We start from the raw sequence: 24,018 nt of genomic DNA on the forward strand, positions 1-24,018 counted from the left end.
TTTTCAAGCACTATCTCAGTTGAACTTGTTGAAAAAGGATGCTTCCCCAGCCATCAATATATAGGTTCAGTTTGTTGTTGTCGAGATGGTAACTTGTTACTTGAGGGAGCATTTCTACGAGCTTTTGGGAGAACTTACTATCGCAGCAGATCTTTGTACATCCGGCCGATTGGAAAACGATCTTGGAATGCGAAAGCTGGGCGATTTGACCATTGCACTGGTTGTGATCTAATTTTAATTGATAGCTGTTGGGTGATTCAATATTTAATAGAATTTTGTTCCCATCGATTTTGGGATAGTAAAAAGATTCGATTGAAATAAACTCTTTTGCTTCCCAAGCATGGAAGATGTCCTGTGTTTGTGCTGGTTCATCTTTGCAAGAATGATTAAACAAGGGGATGAGAAGTAGCCATAAATAACGCATCATCTTTATTGGTTTTTAATAAGATGAAGATAAGGGATTTGGGTTGCGCGGGCGTGTCACAAATAGCCAAATTCGTTGAACCAGGCAACGGCATCGCTTATGGCTTTGTCAATCGGTGTTTGCGGAAGTTGTAGTTCGTTGACAGCCTTGGCGGCGGTGTAGTAATTGTCGGTTGTTAGCAAGCGAGCATTGGTGGCGTTTAGTTTGGCGGGTTTCCCGGTTAGTTGTTCCCAGAAAGAACCGATGTTTCCAGCTCCTGTAACGACAGTTTGAGTAAGCTTTATCAACTGTTTGGGATAGTCCGTGACTTGCTTCATGCTTGCAAAAAATTCTTCGTAGCTTAAGTTCTCATTCCCCATTAAATAACAGTGCCCGGCTTGTCCACGAACGATGGCATGAAGAATCCCGGTAGCCACATCTTCTACATGAACAAAGTTTTTTCCTCCCGGAGGCGCAAAGAAAACGGATTTGGGATAGGCCATTAAGAGAAGTTGCCCGGAACTGGGTTTAGCATCGAACTTTCCGAGCATAAAGGTTGGGTTAACCACAGTTGCAGGAAAGTGATGCTTTCGTTGAAAGTTGAGGACCAATTGCTGTGCTTCGTATTTGCTTCGCATATAGCCCGATTGGTATTGGACCTTTTGGAATGCCGAGTTTTCATCTCCAGGGCTTTGCTTGCTTCCGGGGCCGAAGGCATTGGCTGATCCCACAAAAATAAACTGTTCAATGCCGGCTGTTTTACTTTCTTCCAGCATGATTTGGGTCCCCGCTACATTGGTTTGGTAATAGTGCTCGTAGGCTGAAGGCCATTGGGCTGTATTGGCTGCAACATGGACAACTACAGAGCAGGATGTTAACGCTTGGCGCAGGTCACCGCGATTCGTAAAATGACCTCGAATGATTTCGGCATCCGTGCCCTCCAGTGAAAGTGTATTGCTGTTTGGTCGAACAAATGCTTTTACACTATAGTTAGCTTGCAATAGTTTTCTGGTCAGGTTGCTGCCAAGAAGACTGTTGGCTCCGGTTATCAGTACCTTCATGTTGCTGGGGCTTTTTCTTTTTGAAATCTCTTTTAAAAATCTGGGTTCCTACAAAAATTCTAAAATCCACAGGAACTAAGCGAATAAAAAAGGCGTTGAACCGGTTCATAAAACCAGGGATGATAACTGTTTTCCTTTTCAGCATTTTTCGAATGGCAATTCGGGCTGTCTCTTCGGGCGTCATAATCGATAGCTTGACATACGAACTTTGTCCGCTGATTCGCTTGGTGACATCAGAATTGGTCATGATTGGCCCTGGATAAAGAACGCTTACGCTTACCTGTGTTCCTTTTAACTCGGCGCCGAGACCTCTTGAAAAATGATGGATAAAAGCTTTGGTTGCCGGGTAAATTGTTTTGTAAGGAACTGGGGAGAAAGCTGCCAGGCTTGAAACATTTAAAATATGTGCTGGCGCATGTTTTTTCAAACTGGGGAGTAAAAGTCGTGTCAACAGCGTCGTTGCACGAATATTGAGCTGGATCATATTATCAAGGTAATCCAGCGTGCTATCGGTGAATAGTTTGGTTCCTCCTGTGCCTGCATTATTAATTAGGATGTTAACCGAGAAATTGTCTATGACCCATTTGGCAAAGTTAACAGCAGCCTGTCGATCAGTTAAGTCTGTTTCCTTGCAGAACACATTGACTTGGTAGGTGTTTTTAAGTACTTCGCATAAAGATGCTAAGTTTTCATTGGGGAGTGCTACCAAAATCAGATTCATTTTACGGTGGGCACATTCTTCAGCGAAAGCTTTGCCTAAGCCTGTGCTGGCTCCGGTGATTAAAGTATATAAGTTGTTGTGTTTGCTCATCTTGATTCTTTTTTTTGAATGGTATAGAACCATCGTTCTTAAGATTGCTTCAAGCTTGTCGATTGTATCAAAGCCATTTTTATTTAGCTGGCTCTCTTGTTTACGATACAAAAAGCAGGCAAGTTTAGTTTGGGTGTAGGTTGGCAGGTCGGTAGGTCGTTTTAACCGATTGATAGTGGAGTCGTTGCCGTTTTGTAGCGGCAAGTGTTTTGCGCTATGGCTAAACGGGTCAAGTATTCCACATTGTAGACAAGGCTACACGTTTAGAAGTATAAAGGTAGGAGAATTCTATCGGAATCTATGGCTTTATTGAAGAAATGCATTTTTTGTTGCAACGCGAGGAGGTATGATTTACAATTTAAACTAGTTTCTTGGCAACTCAACTGATTGTTCTTACAATATAGATCAGATCGTTTGCTTGTATTTATTATTAATTGTTGTTTTGTTTCTGTAATCAGTTTTAAAAATCCGATGTCTGTCAAACATAGCATGTTCAATACAACAAAACGAGATTATTTCATCACTGAGTTGGTGTTGGGATTTTTAATGATCAATGGGCTGCATTTTCTGATCAAGAATTACGACAGTTCGTTTGATGGTATTTGGGATTATAGTCGCCGGGGAATTTATTTCCACGTGTTTTTTGTGGTTGTCGGAGCGTTTTTTTGGCGCTTGGGCTTATGGCTGGCTAACAAAATAAAGCCATCGGCTTTTGCGAAACTGAATCGATGGATGCGGACCATTTTGGGGGCTATCCTATTTGCAGCTTATGGTGTGGTGGTGGCCATCAGTTTTGGGCGGATTTATTACGAGCTGTTCTATCGGCTGACCAAGCAGGAATTGATGTGGAAAGACTACAAAATCTTTGATCCGGATTTTTCACTGATTGTTCTGATTTTCTATTTTTTTATCGCTGCGGTGATTAATTTAGTTTACTATTTCCGAAATTGGAAAGAAGCTGAGCTGACGGCAGAGCGGTTGAAAAAGGAGAATATTCAATCGAAGTTTGAAGTATTGAAAAATCAGATTGATCCTCATTTCTTTTTCAATAGCTTGAGTGTACTGACTTCCTTAGTTTACAAGGATCCAAACCTTTCAGCTGAATACATTACGCAACTTTCAAAAATGTATCGCTATATTTTAGAAGGGAAGAACCAAAGTCTGGCTTCGGTGGGCGACGAGTTGAAATTTTTGAAATCGTACATTTTCCTAATTAATGTGAGGTACAACGAGAATATTCGTTTTGAACTTGACTTAAAGAATGACTTAAAAAGCTCGGTTTATCTGCCTAAGAATTCACTGCAGATGTTGGTTGAGAATGCCATTAAACACAATCGGTTTGATGATGAAAATCCGTTGGTGGTGAGCGTATTTGCAGAAGAAAATTGCATTACGGTGAGAAATAATAAAAGCAAACGGGATTTAATCGAGAGTTCTTCGAAAATAGGATTGGAGAATATAAAGAAGCGGTATGAATTGATTGGCAATTACGAATTGCAGGTTGAAGAAACCGATGAAACATTTACTGTAAAACTTCCAAAGTTATCGCAAAGTGAAGCTGGATATTTTGATATTTGAAGATGAGCAATTAAGCGCAGAGCGCTTGGAGCAGTTACTTGCTCGCCTGGATCAAAACCTTGAGGTGGTTGAGGTGTTGAGCTCGGTTAAGCAAGGAGTGGCTTGGTTTAAGTCGAATCCAAATCCTGACCTGATTTTGATGGACATTCACCTGACTGACGGATCGTGCTTCGAGCTTTTCAATGAAGTGGTGATTGATGTTCCGGTGATTTTTACCACAGCTTATGACGAGTATGCCATAAAAGCATTTAAGGTAAATAGCGTGGATTACATTTTGAAACCAATTGATTTTGAAGAGTTAGTTGCGGCTTTTGAGAAGTTTAATAAATACCGGAGCCAACAACCGCAGGTACAAAGTCAGCTCATTCAAACTTTGTATGAGCAAATCAGTCGGGAAGGGAAGTACAAGCAGCGTTTTTTGGTTAAGCTAGGGGAGCAGCTCAAGCGAATCGAAAGTAAGGATATTGCTTATTTCTTTTTTGAAGATGGTTTGGTTTGGGCCAATAGCAAATCGAACCTTAAGTTGCCGATGGATTATTCGCTGGAGCAGTTGGAGCAAATGCTTGATCCACGGGACTTTTTTCGGATCAACAGAAAAATGTTAATCAAACTTGAATCTGTAGAGAAAATTCATACTTATTACAATAGCCGGTTAAAATTGGTTCTTCAGCCCGATATGGGGAAAGACATCATTGTCAGTCGCGAACGGGTGAATGATTTTAAAGAGTGGATTGGATGATTCGACTTCGTATCAGGAATGATTAGAAGCTGAAGAGTGGAATCGGTAGCACGTTACCAAATTTAAATACAGAGATTTATTCTTGCAAAGGCAAAAAATGGCCTGATGTGAGCAGGGATTGATTTGCTTAAAAATGACATTCAGAAAACAATTATTCAAACAATTAAACAATGGTCAGAAAACTAGTTATTCTTTTAATTCTTTTAGGTGCCCAGGCAAGTTCCTGGGCACAGGAAGGGCAGGTTGTTCGTGGTGAGGTGGTTGATGCTGTTACCCAGGCCCCACTGCCCGGAGCATCGGTTGTCGTACTGAACAGTGATCCTCAATTGGGGACCATTACGGATGAACATGGTAAATTTCGCTTGTGGGATATTCAGCCTGGGCGTTACGATTTGTTAGTGAGCTTTATTGGGTATGAAAACTATTTGTTTCGGGAGGTGCTTGTAGGCTCCGGTAAAGAGGTTGTCTTGAAAGCTGCTTTGCAGGAGTTAACGGAGCAGTTGGAGGAGGTGAAAATTGTTGCCCGAACGTCAAAAGAGCAGCCGTTGAATACGATGGCTACTATTAGTGCACGCCAGTTAAGTGTTGAAGAAGCAAACAGGTACGCGGGAGGCTATGACGATCCTGCCCGTTTGGCTGGTTCGTTTGCCGGTGTGGCCTCCGAAATTGGCAACAATGGGATTGTAGTTCGAGGGAACTCTCCTCGTAACCTACTGTGGCGTATGGAGGGCGTTGAAATTGCCAATCCAACGCACTTTGCCAATGTGATTGCTTTTGGAGCTGGAGGGATAACTGCGCTGTCCAGTCACATGTTAGCCAATTCGGACTTTTATACCGGAGCTTTCCCCGCGGAGTATGGTAATGCCTTGTCCGGAGTTTTTGATATCCGGCTTCGAAATGGAAACAATGAAACTTATGAACACGCTTTTAAGGCAGGTGTTACCGGACTCGACTTTTCTTCGGAAGGACCACTGAAAAAAGGCGGGGCATCTTACTTGTTTAACTACCGCTATTCAACCTATGCTTTGCTGGGATCGCTGATTCCGGAAGAAGCGGGCGATATTGGTTACCAGGATTTTTCATTTAAACTGAATTTTCCGACGAAACGAATGGGGAACTTTACCCTTTGGGGAATTGGTGCTTTGGACGACCAGGAACGAGAGCCTCTGAAGGATCAGTCGGAGTGGGAAACAGTGCAGGACAAGGAAGGTTATGCTTTGGATTTGGCAACAGGAGCTATTGGCTTAACGCACAAAATGTTGTTTAATCAAACCACTTATTTGCATACTACTTTGGCTGCTTCGGGCAATCGTATCGAAACGGTATATGATGAGTTGGACGAAGGAATGGACCTTCAGCCTAAAGAACGAGTGAATAACAACACCTCGAAATATACTTTTACCAGTACGCTAAATCATAAATTTGGTGTTCATCATGCCAACCGGACGGGGGTGGTGGTTAATCGGCACCATTACAATGTCGATAATCGGGAGGCAGCTGTTCTGGGGCAACCATTGGTGGCCTTTGCCAACGAAGAGGGCGATGCTTCTTCTGTGCAAGCCTATTCGCAGTCCATGGTTAACCTGTCAACCCAAGTAAAGCTGAATCTGGGGGTACATCTGCATTATTTTAGTTTGAATGATGAGGTGAGCGTAGAGCCTCGAGTTGGCTTGAAGTGGCAGTTTAATCCCAATCAGTCATTAGGTTTTGCCTATGGTTTAAATAGTCGCATCGAGATGATTGGCTTTTACATGGCGCGTCAACAAACGGACAATGGCATTATTCAGCCCAATAAAGATTTGAAAATGACGAAAGCTCACCACGGGGGATTAGCCTACGACATCAACCTGAATCGAAACACTCGTCTAAAAATTGAACCATATTTTCAGTATTTGTATGATGTGCCGGTTGTTCCGGATAGTTATTTCTCATTGCAAAACCTGGAAATGGATTGGTTTTTCAACGAAACCTTGGTGAATGATGGAACAGGAACTAACCTTGGCGTTGATTTTACTTTGGAGCACTTCCTGACCAACGGCTTTTACTACCTGGCAACAGCGTCGCTATTCGATTCAAAGTATAAAGGAGGCGATGGCATTGAGCGTAACAGCTTGTACAATAAGAATTATTTGCTGAACCTTTTGGCAGGTAAGGAATGGCAGTTGGGGAAGAACGATGCCAACACCTTAAGTTTAAATGGACGAATGACCTGGATGGGAGGCGATCGCTACACGCCTTTGCTTGTGGACGAGTCGATGGAAAGTGGGGAGTTAACCTACGACTACTCGCGTGCATATACCAAACAGGAAGATCCGGCTTTGGTGGTTTCATTCAGCCTGTCATATCGGAAGAATAAACCAAAGCATGCAAGTATCTGGTCTTTCCATCTGCTAAATGCTTTGGGCAACGAGGAATACCGTGATTATGAGTTTAATCTGCAGAATGGGCGTCCAGAAAAGCAGTTCGATCGCATTGTCGTACCTAATTTGAGTTATAAGATTGAGTTTTAGTGAATTATTAATGGTTGCTGAAAGAAATAAGGCATGATTTTTATCATGCCTTATTTATACTGGGTAAAAATAGCACTCAAATTCGATGTATCTAAATTCATTCATATGTAAATGCCTGAAAATCAAAACCTGATATTTGTTACTTAAAGGTTAAAAACTTGCGATTTTTTGAGTAGTCCTTATGTAAAAAGGTTAATTTTGCAGCCTGATTTTCTTAACAGTTACATTATGGCAGAAAAATATATCAAATTATTTAACGAGTTTCCTCCTGTCAGTACTGAGGCATGGAAAGAAAAAGTAGTTGCCGATTTAAAAGGCGCTGACTTTGACCGTAAATTGGTTTGGAGGACTAATGAAGGCTTTTCCGTTCAGCCTTACTACAGGCAGGAAGACCTGGAGCAATTAAATTACCTGGATACACTTCCGGGTGAGTTTCCTTATGTACGTGGAACAAAAACGAATAATAACGACTGGTATGTTCGTCAAAATATCCTCGTCGAAGATTTAGAAGAGGCCAACAAAAAGGCTTTGGATGTTTTGATGAAAGGCGTAACCTCTTTGGGTTTCGTTTTTAAGGGATGTAACCAAGTTACCAAGGAAGATCTAGCCGTGTTGTTGAACAACGTTTGCCTGGAATCCATTGAAGTTAACCTGATTGCCAGCTGCTGTACATGCGAATTGGCAGAAGCTTTTGCTGCTTATGTGTTGGCAGGCAAGTGGGATCCGAAAAACGTTGTGGCATCAGTTGCTTACGATCCATTCGGTAATTACCTGCTTTATGGCCGCTTCAAAAAAGGTCTTGATCATGTAAAAGGTCAAGCCAAGAACCTGATTGAAAAATCAGCTGAATTGCCACAATATCGCGCATTGGCGGTTAACGGTAAAAACTATGGAAATGCTGGTGCCTCAGTGGTGCAAGAGTTGGCATTTTCGTTGGCACAGGGAGCTGAATACCTTTCCGTTTTAACCGACGAAGGTGTGGCTATTGATGCTGTTGCTAAAAACATGAAATTCAACTTGAGCGTTAGTGCCAACTACTTCATGGAAATTGCGAAATTCCGTGCAGGGCGCATGTTGTGGGCTCAAATTGTAAAAGCTTACGAACCCAAGAATGAAGAAGCTTGCCAAATGCAGGTACATGCAGAAACTGGAAGCTGGAACAAAACATTCTATGATCCTTACGTAAACATGCTGCGTACGCAAACCGAAGCGATGAGTGCTGCTTTGGGTGGAGCCGATTCAATTACGGTGTTGCCCTTCAACGCGATTTACGAAGAATCAACGACATTCTCTGACCGCATTGCTCGCAACCAACAATTATTGTTGAAAGAAGAATCTCACTTCGACAAGATTGTTGACCCGGGTGCCGGTTCATACTACATTGAAGAACTGACAGCTTCGATTGCTGATGAAGCATGGAAGTTGTTCCTTGAAATTCAAGAAAAAGGTGGTTTCCTTGCTGCGGCTAAAGAAGGTTTCGTTCAAGGAAAAGTGAAGGAAATGGCTACCAAGCGTGACCTGAATATTGCGACTCGTCGCGAGAACTTGTTAGGAATTAATCAATTCCCGAACTTCACCGAGCGCTTAGAAAAAGCCGACTCAGTAGAAGAAGCATTGAGCCCAATGGATCTGACTGCTGAAGATGCTGAAATTGAAACCATCAAACCTTATCGTGGAGCCCAGGCTTTTGAAGCTGTTCGTGTGGCAACCGATAAATACTCAAAAGATAACAAACGTCCGTTGGCTTTCATGTTGACAATTGGTAACCTGAACTTCCGCAAAGCACGTGCTCAGTTTGCATGTAACTTCTTTGCCGTGGCTGGTTACGAAGTAAAAGACAACAACGGATTTGCTACGGTTGAAGAAGGTATTGCTGCTGCCAAAGAAGCTGGTGCCAATATCGTAGTGATCTGTAGTTCTGATGATGAATATGCTGAATTAGCTCCTGCAGCTTTTGATCTGATTGAGGATGATGCCATTTTCGTTGTTGCTGGCGCACCTGCTTGCACTGACGAGTTAAAAGCCAAAGGCATTGAAAACTTCATCCATGTGAGAAGTAATGTGCTGGAAGACCTGAAAGGATATCAAGCTAAATTGGGAATCAAATAGGTCAATAGATATTAAGACATCAGACTTTAGACAATAGACATTCAGGATGCATAACTATAAGGAAATAAAGATTTGGCAAAGGGCAAGGATTCTTGTAAAAGAGGTGTACCTAGTAACCAAAAAATTTCCGTCTGAAGAACTTTATGGATTAACTTCTCAAACACGGCGAGCTGTAGTTTCGGTAATGTTGAATATTGCAGAAGGAGCTGGACGAGGAACCGATAAAGACTTCAGTCATTTTCTGGATATGGCTAAAGGCTCTTTGTTTGAAGTTGAATCGTTGATTATTCTTGCTTCTGATCTTGAGTATATTACTGAGAATACCAAAGAAGAAATCTTAGCTAAAACTTCAGAGATTATCAAGATGCTAATCGCTTTTCAGAGAAATCTGTTTAATGTCTAAAATCTAAAGTCTAAGATCTAGTGTCTAAAATCTAAAATCTTAAAAACATGAAGCCAAATTTTAAAAATATAAACATTAAAGAAGCACAGGCAAAAGCAGATGCTAAGGCGTGGGCTGCTCAAAATAAAATTTCGAAAGACTGGATGACCCCGGAGCAAATCCCGGTAAAACCAGTTTACACTAAAGACGATTTGGAAGGCATGGAGCATTTGAATTATGCTGCCGGTTTGCCTCCATTCCTTCGCGGGCCTTACTCTGCGATGTACGCGATGCGCCCATGGACCATCCGTCAGTATGCCGGGTTTTCTACCGCTGAAGAGTCTAACGCATTTTACCGTCGTAACCTGGCCGCTGGTCAGAAAGGGCTTTCAGTAGCTTTTGACTTGGCCACACACCGTGGATACGACTCGGATCACCCACGGGTAGTTGGTGATGTTGGTAAAGCAGGGGTAGCGATCGATTCGATCCTGGATATGAAAATCCTGTTCGATCAAATCCCATTGGATAAGATGTCTGTTTCAATGACCATGAATGGAGCGGTACTTCCAGTAATGGCTTTCTACATTGTTACTGCATTGGAACAAGGTGCCAGCATGGATCAATTGGCTGGAACCATTCAGAATGATATTCTGAAGGAATTTATGGTTCGTAATACCTACATCTACCCACCAGAATTCTCAATGAAAGCAATTGCTGACATCTTTGAGTTCACATCTCAAAAGATGCCTAAATTCAACTCAATCTCTATTTCGGGTTACCACATGCAAGAAGCTGGTGCGACTGCCGATATTGAAATGGCCTACACCCTTGCTGATGGATTGGACTACATTCGTACAGGAATGAAAGCGGGCTTGGATGTGGATGCATTTGCGCCTCGTTTGTCTTTCTTCTGGGCAATTGGAATGAATCACTTCATGGAGATTGCTAAAATGCGCGCTGCTCGTATGATTTGGGCTAAATTGGTGAAACAATTCAATCCTAAAAATCCAAAGTCGATGGCACTGCGTACGCACTCGCAAACTTCTGGTTGGTCGTTGACTGAGCAAGATCCATTCAACAACGTAGGTCGTACTGCTATCGAAGCAATGGGTGCTGCATTAGGACATACCCAGTCGTTGCACACCAACGCCTTGGATGAAGCTATTGCGTTGCCAACTGACTTCTCTGCGCGTATTGCACGTAACACTCAGTTGTACATTCAACAAGAAACAGAGATTTGTCGGGGAGCTGACCCATGGGCTGGTTCTTATTATGTAGAAGCTTTGACTAATGACTTGGCTCAAAGCGCCTGGAAATTGATTGAGGAAGTTGAAAAACTGGGCGGTATGGCGAAAGCAATCGAAACCGGTGTTCCAAAAATGCGTATTGAGGAAGCTGCTGCACGTGCTCAGGGACGTATCGATAGCAACGCTCAAACAATTGTTGGGGTGAATAAGTACCGTTTGGAAAAAGAAGATCCAATCGATATCTTGGAAATCGACAACACTGCCGTTCGTCAATCGCAAATTGAGCGTTTGCAGAAACTGCGCGCCGAGCGTAACGACGAAGAGGTACAACAAGCATTGCATGCCATTACCAAATGTGCCGAAACAGGTGAAGGCAACTTGCTTGATCTCTCGATTAAAGCAGCACAAAAACGTGCTTCATTGGGTGAAATTTCAGATGCCTGCGAATCAGTCGTAGGACGTTATAAAGCTGTAATTAGAACTATTTCAGGCGTGTACTCATCAGAAAGTAAGCAAGATAAAACCTTCCTGGACGCACAAGATTTGGCGAAGAAATTTGCCGAGCTGGAAGGCCGTCAGCCACGGATCATGATTGCCAAAATGGGGCAGGATGGTCACGACCGTGGAGCAAAAGTAGTAGCAACCGGTTATGCCGATCTTGGCTTTGACGTAGATATGGGACCTCTGTTCCAAACTCCGGAAGAAGCTGCTAAGCAAGCGGTTGAAAACGACGTACACGTGATGGGAGTTTCTTCTTTGGCTGCAGGCCACAAAACTTTGGTTCCTGCTGTAATCGAAGAGCTTAAAAAACTGGGGCGCGAAGACATCATGGTTATTGCTGGTGGTGTGATTCCTGCTCAGGATTACCAATGTTTGTATGATGCAGGTGTCGTTGCCATTTTTGGTCCTGGTACCAGCGTGTCTGCTGCAGGTAAGAAAATCCTGGAGATTTTGATCTCAGCTCACGAAGAATAGAAAGCTGACTGTTATTGGGCAGGTGACTCCGAGTCACCTGTTCAATTCACCATATAAAAAGCCATTTCCGCAAGGGAGTGGCTTTTTTTATTTTACTGGGTGGTAGTCTCAAATTGGAGCGTAGTGTTTACCTGATTCTATTACGCTATTCTTTAAAAAGGACCTTTCTTTAGATGTTTTGTTAGCTTATTCTGGGTTAAATTCAAAGACCCCAATTGCTTTTAAATTTTCAATGACTATGAGAAGAAATCGATAGTAATTTTGATGGGTTATCCATGAATATTCAGAAGAAACTATATTGGCAACAATGCATTCATTTTCGTCCTTAGCTATTTTGAATGATAAAGAAGGACGATTTGGCTCAAAATGCCATGATTGTTGAGAGTCTTCGTCTATCGTTTTTAGTGATAGCAAAGGGAGGAGGTGTTTAATATGTCTGTTAATTAATTGGTTTGTTGTGTTCTTTTTTAGGCATGAAGCTTTTTCTATTGCTTCATATAGTGCTTCATAATTTTTGCCAAAAATATCATATAAGAAATCAAGAACTTGAATAAAAACAAATTCATAGTTCCTTGAGAAAAGTGGATTCCAAAAACTAACAGTATATGGATCCTTGAAATTAGTTCTGTTTTTATCTATGTTTTCGATGACTCTGTGATTTATGGCATTTGCATTGATGAGATCTATAAAGATTGGTTTGATGAAGGTTAATATTTGATCCTGGCTACCTCCTTTTTGAGGGGAACTATTCTCGTATGATTTAAATATTTGATCAACATAGTCTAATACGATTTTATTTTTATTAAAATGATAAACTTGAGAAGAGTAGAACTTATCAATATATCCACTGAAATCAACACCTTTTCCATATTTGTGGGCAAATATTTTTCGAATATTTTCGATATCACATACAAAGATTATCTTGTCAAATCCAAACTTGTTGTCAGGAATATTTTCTTCATTGCTCGAATAGTATTTTGCTTGATCAAAGTGAGCACTAAAAACGTTGAATAAACGAAATATGTGCTCTGGGTCAAGGCGGTCAAGGTCGTCAATAATCAATACTTTTTTCAAGTTTTCTTGATTTGTATCTTTTTTTGAAATTTCCTCTAGTTTCCAAGAAATGTATTGGGACGCATTGTCATATTCGAGAAGGAAATTTGCTTGTGTCTCATTTTGAAAGTCAAATAGCTTTGTTAGTTCATCTGTTTGCTTGATATTTTCTAATCCTTCTTTGTATGCTGTTATCAATTCTCCAATTTTTTCAAAGCTGTCAACAGTTGTTTGAATTTTCGGAATTAATTTGAGGAGATTACTTAAAGTTGAGAATCCATAGTCACGAAAAAAAAACTTAGTGTATTCTCCTTTTGTTAATTTGAATTCTTTTTCAATCTCAAATTCCGGAAACAGAATCAATTGATAAAGAATGTCATATTTTATCAATTTAAATACATCTTCATTGGAGAGCAAAGAATAATTGACAGGTCTTAGAAATATTGGTAGATATCCTTTATTCTCCTTTCTGAAGAACTTATCAAGGAAATAAGTTTTTCCAATTCCGAATGGTCCTGAAAATATAATTCGTTTGTTAGATTCCGGAGTCAGGAATTCGTTGAAATCTGCTTTTATTGCATCGATAGGAATAGTTAGTTTTTGCTCTGTCATTTTTTCTTTAAAATTACAAAACATTATAATAACCATTAAAAAAGCAGAATCAGCGAAATACTTGCGTCATCCCGAATTTATTTCGGGATCTGCTTGCTTATACCTGATGTCTTTTTAATGGTACTTAGAGATGCCGAAACAAGTCCGGCAAGACGCTTAAATTGCAGGGGTATTTATCCTGAACTTGTTTCAGGATCTACTTGCGAATCTCTACCGTGTTTTCTATGATACGAATTGCGTCTTTATCTGTCCGAAAGAAGCAGCTTCCCATCTTGTTCTATAAACCAACTGGCGGACAAATCTTTCATTTCAGGGTTGTCTTCTCGAATCAAATTGATTTTCCAGTCACGATGCCAATTTTTAAGTTGCTTTTCCCGATTGATGCATTCGTTCATGCCTTCTATTTTCTCATAATACATCAAATCAGTCAGGTTGTACTTTTTGGTAAAGGCCGATCCTATTCCCGTTTTGTGTTCGAGTATCCGTCGTTTAATATCGGAAGTAACTCCAATGTAGAAGGTTGTTCGATTTTTGTTCGACAGGATATAAACGAAGCCTTTATGCATGCTGTCAATTTTGTTAGCTAAAGGTAAGAATTTCGGAAGAGAACGTTTTGTATTTAGTTAACAGATGCCGAAACAAGTTCGGCAAGACGCTTAATGGCAGGGGAATCGGTCTTGGCAAAAGCGTTATCCTGAATTCGTTTTAGGATATGGAGGTGTAAAAAGAACTTTTGAAGATTGAGAAGGTACTGCAATAAGTTTGGCAAGATCGTTTTAGAACTGGAATGGTTAAAGGGGGGGAGCGTCGTAAAGTTTAGAGCAAAAAAAATGCGGTTTCTTTTGGATAACCGCATTGGAAAAAAAGTTTATGACTTTCTTAGTTTACTGCTAAATTATAATCGTAAACTTCATCTCCTGAGGCCAGTACCACCTGGTAGTCTCCTGTTGTCAATTTAGAAAGATCAAGTCCTTCGTTTACAGAGAAAGAATTTTCCAATGCTTTGCTGTAAACAAGTTCCCCTTTGGTGTAAATGTACAAGCTTGTTTTCTCTCCTTGGTGGTTCAAGTATGCAACACGCAAGATGTCGTCTTTGAATGAGAAAAATGGAGCAGCCAACGTTTTTTCTTTACCGACATTGATAACACCATGATCAATAGAGAATTCACGCTCGCCAGAGATGTTGTCAAGGCTTACAACTAGTTTGTAGCTACCATTTTCCAAGTTTGAAAAATCGTACACTTTGCGGTAGTCAGCCATCCCTCCATCAGTTTCTTTGAAATAAACAACAGCGCCTTGTTCGTCTTCAATACTGATCTGGAACTTGCTCTCGGCATTGTTTGAAATAGCAACGACTGCGCGATCTGCTTTTAAAGGCAAGATGTTTACACGCAGATTTCCGCTTGCCATAGCGATGTTTGCAATAACTGTTAAAGCAACCATCATGGTAATTGTTCTGAATGTTTTCATAGTTTTGAATTTTTAAATGTTCGTAATGAATTACAGTTACAAATGTAGTATGTTTTAAAACATATGCTGTAAAACATACGTTAAGGGTAGGTTAATTTTGTATTGTGTCGTTGATTGATAAATCTAATGGGGATTAGACCTTCTTTATTGCTTATAAATAAAGAGTTTGATAAGAATTGGATGTGCTTGTCAAATATCTTGCCAAAAAATAATTATGAATATTATTTTTACTTGAAATGCGACTGGTCTTGGAAGAGCAAGCTTCAAGACTTATCTTGTTGAGTCTTTTAAATACGCTCTTAATTATTTAAAGAAAAATAAACTCGAATTAGAAACAGAATACCGTAAGTTGAAGGCGCTCTTCTGATTAAAATAGTGGGTGCGAGTTTACTGTTTTGAGCTAGCTTGGTGGGGCAAGCGAGTTAGGATGCTCTGAATAGGCGTGCTTGTTTAGAAGCGTTTTTTTTGAACCGGTATTAAAATGAGCTGTTAGAAATGGAAATTAAAATATTGCAGTTACTGGACGGAGCCCGGAAAGCAGAGGGGCTGACTGTTATTATTGATGTGTTTAGGGCTTTTTCAGTTGCCTGTTATGCTTTTGATCAAGGGGTAAGTAAGATTTATCCGGTTGGGCAAATTGATTTAGCTTATGGTTTAAAAGAGAAACATCCAGATTATATTCTGGTGGGGGAACGTCACGAGCAGAAGCCGGAAGGTTTTGACTACGGTAATTCGCCTTCGCAAATTCGGAGGGACCGTTTGGATGGGAAAGTAATGGTGCATACGACCAGTAGCGGAACGCAGGGCATTGTAAATGCCACCAAGGCTGATGAACTAATTACTGGGAGTTTTGTCAATGCAGGAGCCATTATTCGCTACATCCGTCAGCAACAGCCTCAGAAGTTGTCGTTGGTTTGCATGGGTTATGCATGCCAGCACCCCACAGATGAGGATACTTTTTTGGCGGAATACATCAAAGCCTGTTTGGAAGGTGAGTCGGTAGATTTTCCTCAGATGGTTGAAAGGCTTCGGGCAGGAGCGGGAGCTCGTTTTTTTGCTCCGGAGAAACAGGCCTGGGCGCCACAGGCCGATTTCGATCTTTGCCTGGATTTGGATCGTTTTGATTTTGTTTTGCAGGTGAAACAAGAGGGCGATTTGTTTTATCTGCAAAAAGCTGTGGTTTAGAATAAGAGCAGAAGCTGTTGTGATTGGAAGGAGCAATAAATACAACAAGAGTGAGATAGCAAGTTCCTTCTGAAAGATTTAATTATACGCGTTCCCTGTTTGATGGAGTAGTTCAGGCAGGCATGAGTTGCCATTGAAAATAGAAAATATAGACAGATGAAAAAGTACAATTTTGATGAATTGGTTGATCGTACAAATACCAATTGTATAAAATATGATGGGCGTCAGATGTTTTTTGGAACCGAGGATGTGCTGCCTCTTTGGGTGGCCGATATGGATTTCAAAACGCCCGATTTTATTATTAATGCGCTAAAGGAGCGCTTGGAGCATGAAGTTTTAGGCTACACCTTCCGAGATGATTCTTATGCGGAGTCAATTACCAATTGGCTGGAGAAGCGCCATGCTTGGAAAGTGGAAAAGGAATGGTTGTCATTCAGTCCTGGAGTTGTTGCCGGATTGACTTTGGCGATTGAGGCTTTTTCAAAGCCAGGAGACGAAGTGATTGTGCAGCCTCCGGTTTATTTCCCGTTTTTTGATTCGGTGAAAGGAACAGGCCGGAAGATGGTTGAGAATCCGCTAAAACTTGAAAATGGGCGCTATACTTTTGATTTGGAAGATTTGAAACAAAAGATTACGTCCGAGACAAAATTGCTCTTACTGTGTAATCCTCAAAATCCTGGAGGAATGGTTTGGACTCGGGAAGAGTTGGAAGCTTTGACTGCGATCTGTCTTGAAAACAAGGTTCTGATCATCTCGGATGAAATTCACTCAGACTTGGTTTTTGAAGGGCATAAGCATATTCCTTTGCCAACGATTTCAGAAGAGGTTGCTCAGTCTTGTGTTGTTTGCATGGCTGGAAGTAAGACTTTTAATATTGCCGGCTTGACCACTTCTTTTGTCGTGATTCCGAACAAGCGATTGCTTGCGCGCTACGAGCGAGAGTTGAAGGTTCCGCATTTGCATATGGGGAACATTTTTGGCTCAGTAGCTTTGGAGACGGCTTATCGTGAAGGTGAAGCTTGGTTGGAACAGATGTTGGTTTACCTGCAAGAAAATATGCAGCTGGTAAGAACTTACTTAAAAGGAAATCTTCCTCAAGTTGTTCCGATGGAGCCAGAAGCAACCTACTTGGTGTGGTTAGATTTCAATGCTTTAGGATTGTCTGATGAGGAGTTGAATGAGCGTTTGTTGAAGGCAGGTGTTGGGTTAAACCGAGGTGTTCAATTTGGAAAGCAGGGAAGCGGTTATATGCGAATCAATATTGGTTGTCAGCGGTCTACTTTGTTGCAAGCCTTAGAGCGCATAAAAGCTGCATTTGCTTAAGACTATTCTAGTAATTTGATAAAATCCATTGAGCCATTTCTGTTGTGTTTTGCTCTTGCATGCAGCGGAAATGGCTTTTTGGACATTGATGACGTCCAATTTTTGAACAAGGCTGGCATTTTAAGCCGGGAACACGTTGTTGTTGTGAAGCCGGGTGAGCCAAATAGGGAGTCATTCCCAACTCGGGGGTTGTGCTGCCCCAGATCGATAGAATTTTCTTTTTGAAGGCAGCGGCAATGTGCATCAAGCCGGTGTCGTTGGCGATAACCAGACGTGCTTGCTTGACGATCGAGGCCGATTGGTTGATGCTTAGTTTTCCACATAGGTTGAGGACCTTGCCTTTCGTTTGTTGTTCAATAAGCTCAGCCATTGGTCGTTCATTCTTTCCTCCCAATATAATGTAGGGGACTTCAGCCTGGCTGATTGTTTCCAAATGCTTATCAGCGGGTAAACGTTTGGTAAAATAAGTCCCTGCAATGGCTATTGCAACATAACCTTTATGGAAATCTTTCGGTAATTGTTTTAAATCAAATTCATCTTCTTCTGGAATAAAATGATCAAGTCCCTTTTTGTCGTTTTTAATGCCAAGAGGGGCAATTGCATCAAACATTCGATCTACAATGTGGATGTTTGGTAATATGTTGATTTTTAGCTTGATTAATAGCCATTTTTTAATGTTGAGTTTTCTCAGGGTGTAAGCCGGTTTGCGCAGGTGTTGCTTGACATATTGACTCCTGATGTTGTGATGTAGATCAATGATGTAGTCAAACTTTTCCTGCTGCAGCTGCTGAACGATTTCATTCAGGTTGGAATTGTACAGGTGGAGTTTGTCGATGTAAGGATTTGCACGAACGAGATCTTTGTGCTTTTCCTTCGTTAAAAAGTGTACTTCAGCGTTTTCGGTTTGTTGTTTTAAACACCGAATAATCGGGCTTGTTAAGACAATGTCCCCGATTGAGCTGAGCCGTATGATAAGTAGTTTAGGAGTCAAGTGTAAAAGTAAATACCCTGAATGATTTCTATTCAGGGTATTGTTATATTATAGGTTCATTTTAAGCTGATTCAGCCAATACAATAATCTTGTTGCTTTTGGTTTCAACAACACCGCCATCCACATCAAAGAAATGAATTTGTTTGTCTTTGTCCACCACTTTTATTGTGCCTTTCTCAAGGGTTGAAATGATGGGGGCGTGATTTTCAAGAATCTCAAATGATCCTTTGGCTCCCGGTAGTTTTACCAAGGAAATCTCACCGGTGTATATTTTCTTTGAAGGAGTTATGATCTCAATAAACATGGTCACATTGATTTATATTAGGCCTCTGCTTCTGCTAGCATTTTCTCACCTTTTGCAATCGCTTCTTCAATGGTTCCAACAAGGTTGAAGGCAGATTCCGGATATTGATCCACCTCGCCATTCATAATCATATTGAATCCTTTGATGGTGTCTTCGATGGATACCAATTTCCCTTTCAGTCCAGTAAATTGTTCAGCAACAAAGAATGGTTGAGAAAGGAAACGTTGCACTCGGCGTGCACGATGCACAACAAGCTTGTCGTCTTCTGACAGTTCATCCATTCCAAGGATCGCAATAATGTCCTGAAGTTCTTTGTATCGTTGCAGAATTTCTTTAACACGTTGGGCACAATTGTAATGTTCCTGGCCAACAATATCGGCTGTAAGGATCCGTGACGAAGAGTCCAGCGGATCAACAGCGGGGTAAATTCCAAGCTCTGAAATTTTCCGGCTCAATACCGTGGTCGCATCCAAGTGGGCAAAAGTGGTTGCCGGTGCTGGGTCGGTCAAGTCATCAGCAGGTACATACACTGCCTGTACGGAGGTAATTGATCCATTTTTGGTTGATGTAATACGTTCTTGCATCACTCCCATTTCAGTTGCCAACGTTGGCTGGTAACCTACCGCAGAAGGCATACGCCCTAAAAGCGCAGAAACTTCAGATCCGGCCTGAGTGAAACGGAAAATATTATCAACGAAGAATAGGATATCGCGTCCTCCAGCACTGCTAGACTCATCTCCATCTCTCAAGCTTTCAGCAATGGTTAGTCCTGAGAGAGCAACACGAGCACGTGCACCAGGGGGTTCGTTCATTTGTCCAAATACCAAGGCCAGCTTCGATTTTTTGAGGGCTTCCGGATCTACTTTTGACAAGTCCCAGTTGCCTTCTTCCATCGATTTGCGGAATTCGTCACCGTAGTCAACAATTTTTGCTTCAATCATCTCGCGAAGCAAGTCGTTTCCTTCACGGGTGCGCTCTCCAACCCCGGCAAATACTGAAAGTCCGCTGTGCGCCAAGGCGATGTTGTTGATCAGCTCTTGGATCAAAACGGTTTTTCCTACACCAGCACCTCCAAATAAGCCAATCTTACCTCCTTTAGCATAAGGCTCAATCAGGTCGATGACTTTAATCCCAGTAAAAAGAACTTCAGTTTCGGTGGTCAGATCTTCATACTTGGGTGGTTCGTTGTGAATGTTCAGCCCTTGTTTGGGAAGATTTTCCATTCCATCTACAGCATCGCCCGTTACGTTAAGCAAACGGCCAAGAGCGATTTCTCCTTTAGGCATTGTGATTGGCAAGCCTGTTGCAATAACCTCCATTCCTCGCTTAATCCCGTCTGTTGAATCCATTGAGATGGCACGAACAGAGTTTTCTCCAATATGTTGTTGGCACTCAACAACTAATTTGGAATTGTCATTGCGAACAATTTCCAGGGCATCATAAATTTTTGGAAGCTCGCTACCTTCCTGGTCGAAACTAATATCAACTACAGGTCCAATAACCTGTATGACTTTCCCAGTATTTTGACTCATGATAAAAAGTTTACATCTGTGGAGCCGGAATTTACAAAAACCAGCTTAATTGAACAAATTTTAGAACTTTAATATTCAAGGTTGTAATAACCAAGAATAGCAAACGTTTCAGGCTTGTTAATGTTCACGTTTTAGGATCGTTTTTGCCAATAAAATCAGAGGCTCTTTTCTTTCACTTGCTACTTCAATTGCCTGTATTTCATTCAGTGCTTTTTGGTAGTACGTTTCTGCCAATTGCTCACTGATTTCTTTCAGATTCAGATCTGTGTAGATGGTACGTACGGCATCGATTTTTTCTTTCGGATCAAAATCGTCTTTTTCAATCCAGTATTGAAGCGCTTGCTTTTGTTTAGGAGAAGCTATCTCGAGTGCTTTTAGTAATAAGAATGTTTTTTTGTTGGCGACAATATCTCCACCGATTTTCTTGCCAAACTTTTCTTGGTCAGCAAAAACATCGAGCAGGTCATCTTGCAGTTGGAAGGCTAAGCCCATGTTGATGCCAAAACGGTAGAGTCGATCAGCATTGTCTGAGTCTGTCCCTCCAAGTAAAGCCCCCATTTTTAAGCTGCCGGCAATAAGCACGGCCGTTTTCAGGCGGATCATTTTGAGGTACTCGTCAATGCTCACATCTTGACGGTGTTCAAAATCCATATCGTATTGCTGGCCTTCGCATACTTCCATGGCTGTTTTTGAGAAAAGCTGAGTGACCTCTTGGATTGCCGGGTGGTTGATTTTTAATAGGTACTGATAGGCCATGATTGACATGGCATCGCCAGAAAGAATGGCAACATTCTCATTGTATTTTTTATGAACGGCGGGTTGGTTTCGGCGAATGTCCGCATGGTCCATAATGTCGTCATGCAGCAAGGTGAAGTTGTGAAAAACTTCAACCGCAACGGCTGCGTTCAGCATGTTTTTAATATCGCCGCTAAATAGATCACAAGCCATCAAGAGCATGGCCGGTCGTAGTCGTTTCCCACCCATGTTTAAGGTGTAGGTAATCGGTTCGTACAAATTCACCGGCTCGGTAATCGCAATCGCGCTGGCTTCTTCGGCCAGCTTGTCGATCACCAATTGTTGCAGTTCTTGGATGGAGTGCATTGGCTTCATGCTTTTTCGTCTTTAGAATTGGTTGATTTTTCGATCTCAAGTTCATCCAACTCAATATCTTCTTCTTCGTCATAGATTTGAAGAAGCGGTTCGTGGAAAGACTTGGTTGTCGTATATTTTTCAAGCCCAACAAGTAGGGATGGTAATAAAATCAAGTTAGATGTAATTGCTGTTAATAGGGTAAGTGAAACCAAAACTCCTAAAGCAGCGGTTCCGCCAAATTGAGAAACACTGTACACACCAAAGCCAAAGAACAGCACTACGAAGGTGTAAATCATACTGACTCCGGTTTCTCGGAGGGCTAATTTCACCGACTCCCGGATGTTCCATCCAGTCGCTGATAGTTCTTGACGGTATTTGGCTAAAAAGTGAATGGTGTTGTCAACCGATATTCCAAAGGCAATACTGAAAACCAGAATGGTGGACGCCTTGATCGGAATTCCGGAGAATCCCATGATTGCTGCAGTGAAAATCAACGGAATGATGTTGGGAACCAGAGACATGATGACCATGCGCCACGAATAGAACATGACAGCCATGAAGGCTGAAATGAGAAGAATGGCTAAAGTCAGGCTGCTGAACAGGTTTTTCACCAGGTATTGAGTTCCTTTAAAGAAGGTGACACTTGATCCGGTAACGGTTACATTAAATTTGTCTGCAGGGAATATTGAGTCAACCTCCATTTTAAAATCATTGTAAAGCTCTTCCATACGTTTGGTGCCAACATCGTGCATCCGAACACTGATGCGGGTAACCTGCTTGGAACTATCCAAGAATGAATGGAGGGCACTTACGCCAGCTGCTTCATCTTCCTCACTCTTGGTGGCATAGGACAAAATGAAGTTCTTCTCTTGATTGTTCGGCAAACTGTAATAGCGTTCTTTACCATTATAGAATGCTTGTTTTGAGAACTTCAGGATGTTAAGCAGGGACATGGATGATGAGAGCTCATCGTAGTGGGAGAGTCTTTCTTCCAGTTTTTCCATGCGTCTGAATACACTCAGGTTCATTACGCCGTTGGGGCGTTCTGTATCAATAATGATCTCCAGCGGCATGAGCCCATCAACCTGTTTCTCAAAGTATTTTAAATCTTTATAGATGATGTCGCTTTCCGGAATGTCGTCTACCATGTAGCCGGAGCTTTTCATTAAGGTAATTCCATAGATTCCGGCCAATAAAACAGCAGTAGCTGCGATGTAAACAATGCGCCGATAATTTTGAGATATATTTTCGAGAGAAAGGATGATCTTGTTGAATAGTTGATTCTCCAAGTGCTTGATATGCCGCTTTTCTGGTGGCTTGGCAAAGCTAAATAAAATTGGAATCAACAGTAGAGACAAGACAAAAAGAGTCAGAATGTTGAGTGCAGCAACAACACCAAACTGTCTTAAAATTTCGCTGTTCGTAATGACAAAGGTTGCAAAACCAGAGGCTGTTGTCAGGTTGGTTAAGAAAGTGGCATTTCCAATTTTAATGATAACCCGTTGTAGCGCCTTGATGTTATTTCCGTGGTTGCGAAACTCATGATGGTACTTGTTGAGCATGTAAATGCTGTTCGGAATTCCGATGACAATCAGCAGTGACGGAATCATTCCGGTGAGCAGGGTAATTTTAAAGCCAAACAAGGCCATGGTTCCTAGTGCCCAAATAACACCGGTAGAAACAATTAGAACCGGATAGAATACCGCCTTGAATGAACGGAAAAATAAGAACAAGGTGACAATGCACAGCAAAAGGGCCAAAGCACTAAAAAGGTAGATCTCCTTTTTAATTTTAATGGAGTTGATAACCCGAATGTAGGGAAGTCCCGAGTAGTGGAGTTCAAGCCCGGTTTCTTCAGAGAAGTTTTCGCAGGTTTCTTTAATGGCAAGAACCATTTTTTCCCGTTGCTTCGACTTCATTTTGTCTTTGTTTACCGTAATGGCAAGCAAATACATGTCTGTTTCCGAGTTATAGAGTAGTCCTTTGTAAAAGGGCAAGCTGTGAAAAACATTCGCTAGACTATCCAGCTGTTGTTGGCTTTGAACTTCCTCCGGGAAAATATTCTGAATTTCGAATTTTCTTTTGTCTGTGTTTTTCCTGAGGTTGTATGAGTTTGAAACCGAAAGCAGGTTTTCTACGCCGTCAACTTTATCCAGGTTGTTTACAAGTTTGTGCCAAGCCTCGAAATGGCCAATCTTGAAAAAATCAGGATCTTCTACGCCAACCACGATGAGGTTTCCCTCTTCTCCGAACAGCTGCCTGAACTTTTGATAATCGACATAAGCACTATCTTTTTTCGGTAGCAATTGTGCTGCCTCGTATGACATTTCTACTCGTGAACCATGGTACGCCATGAAAATGGTAACCAAGCCCAGAATGGAAAGCAGTAATCGTCTGTTCCTAAGTATAATCCCGGAGAGCCAAACCCACATAATCAAAATTCGTATAAAAAATTATGGCGAAAATAGTTAATAAAATGGGATTACGAAAGAAAGCATTGGTGCAGCTTCCCTTCATTAATGATAAAGAAAGATTGGAGCAGCAAGTGTATGAAACCCTTGTTTTTAGCGGTTCTGCAAAAAGGAACTACTGTTAATCGCATGGGGCTGTAAGTGGAGGTTGTGGGGAGCGATGGAAGTGA

Annotated in this window: 19 protein-coding genes; 8 read left to right on the forward strand and 11 right to left on the reverse strand. The window is 41.5% G+C overall.

From position 1 onward, the window contains the following. Nucleotides 1-10 precede the first annotated feature (10 nt). The 3 genes from BM156_RS04125 to BM156_RS04135 are packed head-to-tail and all read right to left on the reverse strand — an operon-like array spanning nucleotide 11 to nucleotide 2,275. Complete coding sequence (locus tag BM156_RS04125; RefSeq protein WP_093918538.1) at nucleotides 11-427, reverse strand: META domain-containing protein; 417 nt, start codon at nucleotides 425-427, stop codon at nucleotides 11-13. Nucleotides 428-480: 53 nt separating this feature from the next. Then, nucleotides 481-1,464 carry an NAD-dependent epimerase/dehydratase family protein gene (locus BM156_RS04130; protein ID WP_093918539.1) on the reverse strand — a complete coding sequence of 328 codons (984 nt, stop codon included), beginning with the start codon at nucleotides 1,462-1,464 and terminating at the stop codon, nucleotides 481-483. Then, entirely contained in the window at nucleotides 1,394-2,275 is an 882-nt protein-coding gene (locus tag BM156_RS04135) for an SDR family NAD(P)-dependent oxidoreductase (RefSeq protein WP_170846853.1), read from the reverse strand. The genes BM156_RS04130 and BM156_RS04135 overlap by 71 nt, the downstream gene beginning before the upstream one ends. Before the next feature lie 489 nt (nucleotides 2,276-2,764). Between BM156_RS04135 and BM156_RS04140 the strand changes: the two genes are divergently transcribed. From BM156_RS04140 to scpA, 6 genes are all read left to right on the forward strand, one after another. Then, the gene (locus BM156_RS04140; RefSeq protein WP_170846854.1) at nucleotides 2,765-3,853 is read left to right on the forward strand and encodes a sensor histidine kinase; all 1,089 of its coding nucleotides are present in this window, start codon (nucleotides 2,765-2,767) and stop codon (nucleotides 3,851-3,853) included. Next, nucleotides 3,828-4,592: a LytR/AlgR family response regulator transcription factor gene (locus BM156_RS04145; protein WP_212733404.1), complete on the forward strand. Its 765-nt coding sequence runs from the start codon at nucleotides 3,828-3,830 to the stop codon at nucleotides 4,590-4,592. The genes BM156_RS04140 and BM156_RS04145 overlap by 26 nt, the downstream gene beginning before the upstream one ends. A 170-nt stretch (nucleotides 4,593-4,762) precedes the next feature. After that, entirely contained in the window at nucleotides 4,763-7,102 is a 2,340-nt protein-coding gene (locus tag BM156_RS04150) for a TonB-dependent receptor (protein WP_093918542.1), read from the forward strand. Between the two features lie 228 nt (nucleotides 7,103-7,330). After that, on the forward strand, nucleotides 7,331-9,211 hold the full coding sequence (locus BM156_RS04155; protein WP_093918692.1) for a methylmalonyl-CoA mutase family protein: 1,881 nt from the start codon (nucleotides 7,331-7,333) through the stop codon (nucleotides 9,209-9,211). Between the two features lie 46 nt (nucleotides 9,212-9,257). Further along, nucleotides 9,258-9,614, forward strand: coding sequence for a four helix bundle protein (locus BM156_RS04160; RefSeq protein WP_093918543.1), 357 nt, complete (start codon nucleotides 9,258-9,260; stop codon nucleotides 9,612-9,614). 47 nt (nucleotides 9,615-9,661) lie between these two features. Then, on the forward strand, nucleotides 9,662-11,815 hold the full coding sequence (gene scpA, locus BM156_RS04165; protein ID WP_093918544.1) for a methylmalonyl-CoA mutase: 2,154 nt from the start codon (nucleotides 9,662-9,664) through the stop codon (nucleotides 11,813-11,815). Nucleotides 11,816-12,001: 186 nt separating this feature from the next. Here the strand turns inward: scpA and BM156_RS04170 are convergent, their stop codons facing one another. The 3 genes from BM156_RS04170 to BM156_RS04185 form a co-directional block, all read right to left on the reverse strand. After that, nucleotides 12,002-13,480 carry a P-loop NTPase fold protein gene (locus BM156_RS04170; RefSeq protein WP_093918545.1) on the reverse strand — a complete coding sequence of 493 codons (1,479 nt, stop codon included), beginning with the start codon at nucleotides 13,478-13,480 and terminating at the stop codon, nucleotides 12,002-12,004. A 242-nt stretch (nucleotides 13,481-13,722) separates the two neighbouring features. After that, nucleotides 13,723-14,046, reverse strand: coding sequence for a GIY-YIG nuclease family protein (locus BM156_RS04175; protein WP_093918546.1), 324 nt, complete (start codon nucleotides 14,044-14,046; stop codon nucleotides 13,723-13,725). A 313-nt stretch (nucleotides 14,047-14,359) separates the two neighbouring features. Further along, entirely contained in the window at nucleotides 14,360-14,950 is a 591-nt protein-coding gene (locus tag BM156_RS04185) for a hypothetical protein (RefSeq protein WP_093918548.1), read from the reverse strand. Between the two features lie 495 nt (nucleotides 14,951-15,445). On the opposite strand from BM156_RS04185, the gene BM156_RS04190 reads away from it, so the two are divergent. Both BM156_RS04190 and BM156_RS04195 read left to right on the forward strand, forming a co-directional pair. After that, complete coding sequence (locus tag BM156_RS04190) at nucleotides 15,446-16,135, forward strand: 2-phosphosulfolactate phosphatase (RefSeq protein WP_093918549.1); 690 nt, start codon at nucleotides 15,446-15,448, stop codon at nucleotides 16,133-16,135. Nucleotides 16,136-16,291: 156 nt separating this feature from the next. Then, a complete protein-coding gene (locus BM156_RS04195) occupies nucleotides 16,292-17,458 on the forward strand; it encodes a MalY/PatB family protein (protein WP_093918550.1) in 1,167 nt (388 codons plus the stop codon). Nucleotides 17,459-17,465: 7 nt separating this feature from the next. Here BM156_RS04195 and BM156_RS04200 read toward each other — a convergent pair whose 3' ends face one another. The 5 genes from BM156_RS04200 to BM156_RS04220 all read right to left on the reverse strand — a co-directional run bounded on the left by BM156_RS04200 (nucleotide 17,466) and on the right by BM156_RS04220 (nucleotide 23,809). Beyond that, entirely contained in the window at nucleotides 17,466-18,449 is a 984-nt protein-coding gene (locus BM156_RS04200; protein WP_093918551.1) for a glycosyltransferase family 9 protein, read from the reverse strand. Nucleotides 18,450-18,510: 61 nt separating this feature from the next. After that, nucleotides 18,511-18,753, reverse strand: a complete 243-nt coding sequence (gene atpC, locus BM156_RS04205) for an ATP synthase F1 subunit epsilon (RefSeq protein ID WP_093918552.1) — start codon at nucleotides 18,751-18,753, stop codon at nucleotides 18,511-18,513. A 17-nt stretch (nucleotides 18,754-18,770) separates the two neighbouring features. Continuing rightward, on the reverse strand, nucleotides 18,771-20,285 hold the full coding sequence (gene atpD, locus BM156_RS04210; protein WP_093918553.1) for a F0F1 ATP synthase subunit beta: 1,515 nt from the start codon (nucleotides 20,283-20,285) through the stop codon (nucleotides 18,771-18,773). A 117-nt stretch (nucleotides 20,286-20,402) separates the two neighbouring features. Further along, nucleotides 20,403-21,395 carry a polyprenyl synthetase family protein gene (locus BM156_RS04215; RefSeq protein ID WP_212733405.1) on the reverse strand — a complete coding sequence of 331 codons (993 nt, stop codon included), beginning with the start codon at nucleotides 21,393-21,395 and terminating at the stop codon, nucleotides 20,403-20,405. After that, entirely contained in the window at nucleotides 21,392-23,809 is a 2,418-nt protein-coding gene (locus BM156_RS04220) for an efflux RND transporter permease subunit (RefSeq protein ID WP_093918554.1), read from the reverse strand. Before BM156_RS04220 ends, BM156_RS04215 begins: the two co-directional genes overlap by 4 nt. Nucleotides 23,810-24,018 lie beyond the last annotated feature (209 nt).

The sequence above is a fragment of the Sunxiuqinia elliptica genome, assembly GCF_900113005.1.
Lineage (GTDB): Bacteria > Bacteroidota > Bacteroidia > Bacteroidales > Prolixibacteraceae > Sunxiuqinia > Sunxiuqinia elliptica.